We start from the raw sequence: 5,766 nt of genomic DNA, 5'->3' as shown, positions 1-5,766 counted from the left end.
TATTTGATAAAAAAACCAATGTGCAAGAGAGGTACAGCCACTTTTTTGACTCCAAAATAAAATCAAAGGGAAGTTAGAATTAAAGAGGGGAACGCGTCCGTATTTAATAATATTTGAAAAAGACATTATTAGCCTCCATTCAGTTATGTCAAGTACTTTTAGTTTATGAATAAAAAACTTGGCATATGAACAAGAAAAGAGAAGTAGAATAGATAATTTAAAATAATACAAATTTAAAAATAAAAGAGTTATTTGAAAAGAAAAAAAGAGCTTACAAATGGATAAACTCTTAGAAAAAATAGGTTTTATGAGCACTGAATTACCATATACCTTATGTTTTATTCTGCATGATCGTGAAAATAACATTGAATAAAAGGAGCATATATTTAAATGTGCTCCTTTAAAAGGTGGCAGCTCACAAGGCCTAATTTATAAGCTGAATACGTGTGCAGCCCGTATTTAAAAAGGACAGCTAGCAAAAGCTAACTGATAAGCCTTCGGGTATGAAGGGGAAACAGAAACTATATATACATTATTAACGGGATATTGGCTTTTATTCGGAAGTAGAAGAAATAAATAAGTTTAGGCGGTTCCAACTTGGCTTTGGTCGGCAACATCAGAATCAAATGTGTTGGTTGCACTAACACCGTTAAATGTATTAAGCACAAAAGCAACATTAGATGCACCCGAACCATTATAAGCTTTTGTATTTTCTTTTGGAGAAACATTATAAAAATCACCTAAGTTGAAAGAACCGTTACTATTTTGTACAACCATATTTCCGACAATAGATGGCATAACTTTCACCTTCTTTCCTAGGAAGTATTTAAATTAGTATATGGTGTATGTGTCTAGTGGTTCATATAAAACGGAGAATTTTGAAATGAAGTTTAAGTGAAAAACCAATAAAATAATCCTTTGAATAGAAAGCGAGGTTAAAAGAATGGGAGGTAATGTAAAGCTTTTAAATGATGATGGGATATTGGGTATGGAGTTTAAGGAAAGAACGATACGTATTTATAGCACAGAAGGTAATGTGATGGAATTACTTTCAACAAAAGAACGGCTTCAAGAGGATATCGATTTTCTTGAAGAATGTAAAAAGGAAATGAAGTAAAAGTTCAATAGAGTAAATCGAACGGAGGGGGACCGTATCGTATGAATCAATTGTCATTTTTTGAGGACATCGATGAAAAGGAAATGCGAAGACTTGTGGTGAAGGAGCTGAAAAACTACAAAGCATTGTGCGTCTGGATGAAAAATCAAGAAGATCAGGAAAATTAGCGAAGAGAATGTGTTTATAAGTTAGTACATTTATATATTGAAAAACTAGTTAAGCAAGGAGAAATAAAGGAAGTAAAAAGAAGCGGAAGAAAAAGATGATTCTGTAAAAAGCAACCAGTTGGGTGCTTTTTCTTTTACACAAAACAAACGAACTCAATGAAAAAAACAGCGATGTATGAGATTTTTATACTAGTCAGTTTAAAATTTAATATAGTGCGGTTTCTCTAGAAAGGAGAAACCGCACTATTATATTTGTAAAGATAATTAGAAATGTAGAGTTGAAACTTATATATATACGAATTGTTAGCAAAAACTAGCAACTTCAGTGACAGGTGGAAGAAATAATTTACGTGGTATTGTAATAATCTCAAGAGCCATCTGAGCTGAATAGAGAAGTATTGGAGTTAATTCTAAAGCGTGAGTTAATAATAATATAAAGCTTGTTAGGATTGCAAAGCTCCCCCAAAAGAAACTTTTTGAAATGTTACGGAAATCTTTTATTAAGGAAAAGAAAGAAACAAATGCTGTAACAAAGAGAATCAAAAATTTATATTTATCAGCCATTAAACCCCTCCTAAAGAACAGTAGCTTATATTATAACGTATTTTTATGTATTATAATAAAAAGATTTCAAAATAAACAGTTTAAATGCGTAAAAACCACAACTGAAAAATATTAGTTGTGGTTTTTATTTATGAGTCCTTTGCTTTAGAAAATAGATAATCTAGAATTAAAAATTAAAAAATAGATTAGTGCCCTTATTATTGTTTGCTGGAGCTTTACTGGATATTTGACCGGACAATAAGACGAGCTTTGAATATATTAATAAAAAAGGGGATGTTGAACAATGGCTAGATATAGTTTACATGGAGGTCACAATAGTATTGTACAGGGTGCAAATTATGGGAATCGGAAAGAACATATTATGGATCGACAAGTTAAGGATGCAGTTGTTGCTAAATTAAGAGCAGTAGGGCATACAGTTTATGATGATACTGATGAAGTAGGGACAACACAAGCGCAAAATTTAAATAACATTGTATCTAAAACAAACTCACATGATGTAGACTTAGTAGTTTCATTTCATTTAAACTCATATGATACGAATGCTAATGGTGTTGAAGTACTGTATTATGACCAACAAGCTTTATCAGCAAAGATAGCAGCGCAACTTTCAAAAGATATTGGCTGGTCAACTCGTGGCGCGAAGGAGCGAAAAGACCTTTATGTATTAGCGAATACGAAAGCACCTGCAATCTTAATTGAACTTGGATTTATCGATAATGAAGCAGATATGTCAAAATGGAATCCAGATAAGATTGCAAATTCAATTGTTTATGCGTTAACGGGGCAATCTGGCGGGACAACTCCGCCATCGAAAAAAAATATCATTCAATCAGGAGCTTTTTCACCGCATGAAACCCCCGATGTAATGGGAGCATTAACGTCACTAAAAATGACAGCTAACTTCATCTTACAATCGGATGGTCTAACATATTTTATCTCTGAACCAACTTCAGATGCGCAACTTAAAGGAATGACGGATTACCTTGATCGTAAAGGCTGGTGGTATGAAGTTAAGTAAAGATTTTAGTTTAGTGGAACAGAATATTTAAAAATCAATAGTCAAAAAAGAGGATTACTTATAATGAGTAATCCTCTTTTTATTTTATCTCGTATGAATAAGAGTAGATATAGAAGATTACCGCCTTAAAACTAAATAAGTAATGCATGTAAGCGGGAGGTTCATTTGGTATATCAGCTATATTTGTAAATCATACTTTTAAACAGAAATAAAATTTAGAGTTTGAATTTAATTGATTACAATTGAAAAAGCACTAAAAACTAATAAAACGGCCATAATGATGTTAAAAGATTTAGTATGTTTTAATAAAAGTTTTTGGAACATGGAACCAAATAAGCTCCAACTAAATGTACTCATTAACCCGACTACACTTAGAAATAATGAGAAGAGTAGAAAACTTGAATATGAATTATAGTAAGGGAGAATAAAAGTTGACACTACAGTCAGGCCGAATAGTATCCCTTTAGGGTTAACAAACTGAAGAAAAATCCCCACTGTAAATAAGTTTTTATTATGTTTTTCATCGGAATCTGTACTAGTTTTACTAGTGAGTATTTTAAAAGCTAAATATAGCATATATGCTACACCTAAAATTTTTAAAGGGAATTCGATTATGGGTAGGATATTAATTAGTACAATATTAAAGAAGCTACATAAGGAGGTGAGGATGAAAAAACCGAAAGCTACTCCAAAACAAAATTGCATACTCCTTTTTAAACCATGTTGATTAGCGTATGTCATAGCTAAAAAATTGTTAGGACCGGGTGTGAAGCTACTTATAAAAACAAATAACAAAAAAGAAAATATAGGCATTTCAAAACCCCCTAATTATTTGTGTGTGTTATAATGACCGAAAAGAACAATATAACGTGTGCTCTTTATTATACATAACGGTCGTTATATTGTATATAATGTAGGGGTGTTTCTTATGGAAGAAATTCAACTTATTTTGGCGAAAAATTTAAAAACAATACGAGAGAAAGAAAAAATGAGTTTGGAAAAGGTCTCGCAATTAACAGGTGTGAGTAAAACGATGATTGGACAAATTGAACGAGGGGAGTCAAGTCCAACATTAACAACGATATGGAAAATTGCTAATGGTTTGAAAGTGTCTTTTACTTCTTTAATCAATAATCCGCAACCAGATACGAAAGTTGTTTTACGAAATGATGTTCAAGTATTATCAGAAGACAATGGGAGATATAAAGTGTATCCTTCTTTTCCTTTTCAAGATGATAGGAACTTTGAAATCTATACGGTTGAAATTGAAACAGAAGGAAAATTAAGTTCGGAAGGCCATAAAGAAGGGACCGAAGAATTTATAACGGTGTTTGAAGGGGAATTGATAATTGAAATAAATGATTGTCAATATACATTAAATAGCGGAGATGCAATTTGCTTTAAGGCGGATAGACCGCACTCTTATCATAATTCCGGAAGTACGCTAACTCGGTTAAGTATGACCATTTATTATCCAGCTGCATAAACTTACAATTGCATCAAGAATATAAAGAAATGTGTGTTGATAAACCATCTATAAGAGATGGTTTTATTTTTTTAAATTCATAAAAAAAGACACTCGTTTGAGTGTCGACATAGTATTGCTCTCGCGTATAGGATTGGAGTATGTTTCTCAAATACGTTTTGAGATGGTTCGCATTTTGGGAAACTGTCTTCTTATTCAATGTAACATTGGCAGGGAGAAGTGTAAATTGATAATGTATATACGGAAAATTTAGTATAGATGGTTATTACTATGAGTATAGTACAAATTGTTTTTATTGCTTAATCACTGTCGTGAAATTATTGAAATATTATTAGCTTTAGGAATGACGTAATAGTTACTACTTTAGCAGCTAAGAATGTTTATTATAAAAAAGAATGAATCATTTATTAATCGATTCGTATAATTGTTAAAGAGGCACCTGTTGAACCACCTCCAACTAAATTAACTATGGATAATACGCCGAATATTTGAAGGGAAATTGTATTACCAGCAATTAAATTGGTTATTAAATTATTATTATAGTTTGAAGTTGATATTGCGGGTGAAAAAATAGATCCGGGAAGTGGAGTCGAAGAGTTTAATAGTAGCCTTGTACCAGCAAGTAGAGAAGTTGTTGTATTAATTTGATAGGTTAAATAATATCTTCCAGTAACAGGAATTGTATATATATCATTTGTAGCGTTCACTGTAAAATTACCGAGACTTTGGTTATTAGAAAGTGGAATATTAGTTCCACCTAATATGACTGAGATGGGACCACCTAATGTATTATTAGCGAACATAGAGTTTATTGTAATAATGGGTCCAGTAATGCCTGTAGGACCGGTATTACCTGTGGGCCCAGTAGGACCTGTCAGTCTGTATGGAAGAATAATTTCAAGAGCCAGTGATAATAGTTCTTTTTTCATTTTTTCATTCTTATCTTGAATATAAATCACCTCATTTTTAAATTAGAATGTAACCGATTTAGTATTTTGAAATGGAACTATCATTTTATTATATTAATACTACTAGTTATAGCAACGGTAAAAAGTTTACTATATGTAAAAATCATTTGAGAATGAAAAAAGTAGTTATGAAATTCTTCTAAAATGATAGATGTATTATTTTGTTAAGTAGTAAACAAAAATGTGGAACGAGGTATTAAAGTGAAGCGAGAAAATAAATTATCAATAAATAAAGCTATGATAGAACCTGAAAACATTGGACCTACGTTTCCAGTTCTTCCCCCAATTTATATTCCAACGGGCCCAACGGGAATGACCGGTCCGACGGGTCCAACTGGTTTAACGGGATCACCGGGAGTAACAGGCCCGACCGGTTTAACGGGATCACCGGGAGTAACAGGCCCGACCGGTTTAACGGGATCACCGGGAGTAACAGGCCCGAC

Annotated in this window: 9 protein-coding genes and 1 pseudogene; 5 read left to right on the top strand and 5 right to left on the bottom strand. The window is 32.4% G+C overall.

Features of this window, described 5'->3' with window-relative positions:
• Together RBB48_RS31910 and RBB48_RS31360 are read right to left on the bottom strand one after the other, a co-directional pair.
• Nucleotides 1-126: pseudogene (locus RBB48_RS31910) on the bottom strand (sulfotransferase family 2 domain-containing protein); the annotation flags it as partial.
• 456 nt (nt 127-582) lie between these two features.
• Nucleotides 583-798 carry a spore germination protein gene (locus RBB48_RS31360; RefSeq protein WP_088063347.1) on the bottom strand — a complete coding sequence of 72 codons (216 nt, stop codon included), beginning with the start codon at nt 796-798 and terminating at the stop codon, nt 583-585.
• A 145-nt stretch (nt 799-943) separates the two neighbouring features.
• On the opposite strand from RBB48_RS31360, the gene RBB48_RS31355 reads away from it, so the two are divergent.
• Together RBB48_RS31355 and RBB48_RS31350 are read left to right on the top strand one after the other, a co-directional pair.
• Nucleotides 944-1,117 carry a hypothetical protein gene (locus tag RBB48_RS31355; protein ID WP_176551435.1) on the top strand — a complete coding sequence of 58 codons (174 nt, stop codon included), beginning with the start codon at nt 944-946 and terminating at the stop codon, nt 1,115-1,117.
• 41 nt (nt 1,118-1,158) lie between these two features.
• Complete coding sequence (locus tag RBB48_RS31350; RefSeq protein ID WP_255294011.1) at nt 1,159-1,284, top strand: hypothetical protein; 126 nt, start codon at nt 1,159-1,161, stop codon at nt 1,282-1,284.
• 303 nt (nt 1,285-1,587) lie between these two features.
• Here the strand turns inward: RBB48_RS31350 and RBB48_RS31345 are convergent, their stop codons facing one another.
• Complete coding sequence (locus RBB48_RS31345) at nt 1,588-1,848, bottom strand: hypothetical protein (protein WP_061672984.1); 261 nt, start codon at nt 1,846-1,848, stop codon at nt 1,588-1,590.
• Between the two features lie 283 nt (nt 1,849-2,131).
• Here RBB48_RS31345 and RBB48_RS31340 point away from each other — a divergent pair, with 283 nt between their 5' ends.
• Nucleotides 2,132-2,869: an N-acetylmuramoyl-L-alanine amidase gene (locus RBB48_RS31340; protein WP_088063348.1), complete on the top strand. Its 738-nt coding sequence runs from the start codon at nt 2,132-2,134 to the stop codon at nt 2,867-2,869.
• A 228-nt stretch (nt 2,870-3,097) separates the two neighbouring features.
• Here RBB48_RS31340 and RBB48_RS31335 read toward each other — a convergent pair whose 3' ends face one another.
• Complete coding sequence (locus RBB48_RS31335) at nt 3,098-3,682, bottom strand: LysE family transporter (protein WP_306008839.1); 585 nt, start codon at nt 3,680-3,682, stop codon at nt 3,098-3,100.
• Nucleotides 3,683-3,740: 58 nt separating this feature from the next.
• Here RBB48_RS31335 and RBB48_RS31330 point away from each other — a divergent pair, with 58 nt between their 5' ends.
• Entirely contained in the window at nt 3,741-4,355 is a 615-nt protein-coding gene (locus tag RBB48_RS31330) for a helix-turn-helix domain-containing protein (RefSeq protein ID WP_306008838.1), read from the top strand.
• Between the two features lie 407 nt (nt 4,356-4,762).
• Here RBB48_RS31330 and RBB48_RS31325 read toward each other — a convergent pair whose 3' ends face one another.
• Nucleotides 4,763-5,314: a BclA C-terminal domain-containing protein gene (locus tag RBB48_RS31325; RefSeq protein ID WP_088063351.1), complete on the bottom strand. Its 552-nt coding sequence runs from the start codon at nt 5,312-5,314 to the stop codon at nt 4,763-4,765.
• Between the two features lie 210 nt (nt 5,315-5,524).
• Here RBB48_RS31325 and RBB48_RS31320 point away from each other — a divergent pair.
• The coding region (locus RBB48_RS31320; protein WP_306008837.1) for an exosporium leader peptide-containing protein at nt 5,525-5,766 on the top strand (242 nt) is incomplete at its 3' end.

Source organism: Bacillus sp. MMSF_3353 (genome assembly GCF_030733445.1).
GTDB lineage: Bacteria > Bacillota > Bacilli > Bacillales > Bacillaceae_G > Bacillus_A > Bacillus_A wiedmannii.
Note: the sequence above shows the minus strand (reverse complement) of the source record. Positions and strands in the feature narration are given on the sequence as shown.

Excerpts from the sequence above, each read along its gene's own strand:
- RBB48_RS31360 (WP_088063347.1), bottom strand. The coding sequence starts at position 798 with ATGCCATCTATTGTCGGAAATATGGTTGTACAAAATAGTAACGGTTCT.
- RBB48_RS31355 (WP_176551435.1), top strand. The coding sequence starts at position 944 with ATGGGAGGTAATGTAAAGCTTTTAAATGATGATGGGATATTGGGTATG.
- RBB48_RS31350 (WP_255294011.1), top strand. The coding sequence starts at position 1,159 with ATGAATCAATTGTCATTTTTTGAGGACATCGATGAAAAGGAAATGCGA.
- RBB48_RS31345 (WP_061672984.1), bottom strand. The coding sequence starts at position 1,848 with ATGGCTGATAAATATAAATTTTTGATTCTCTTTGTTACAGCATTTGTT.
- RBB48_RS31340 (WP_088063348.1), top strand. The coding sequence starts at position 2,132 with ATGGCTAGATATAGTTTACATGGAGGTCACAATAGTATTGTACAGGGT.
- RBB48_RS31335 (WP_306008839.1), bottom strand. The coding sequence starts at position 3,682 with ATGCCTATATTTTCTTTTTTGTTATTTGTTTTTATAAGTAGCTTCACA.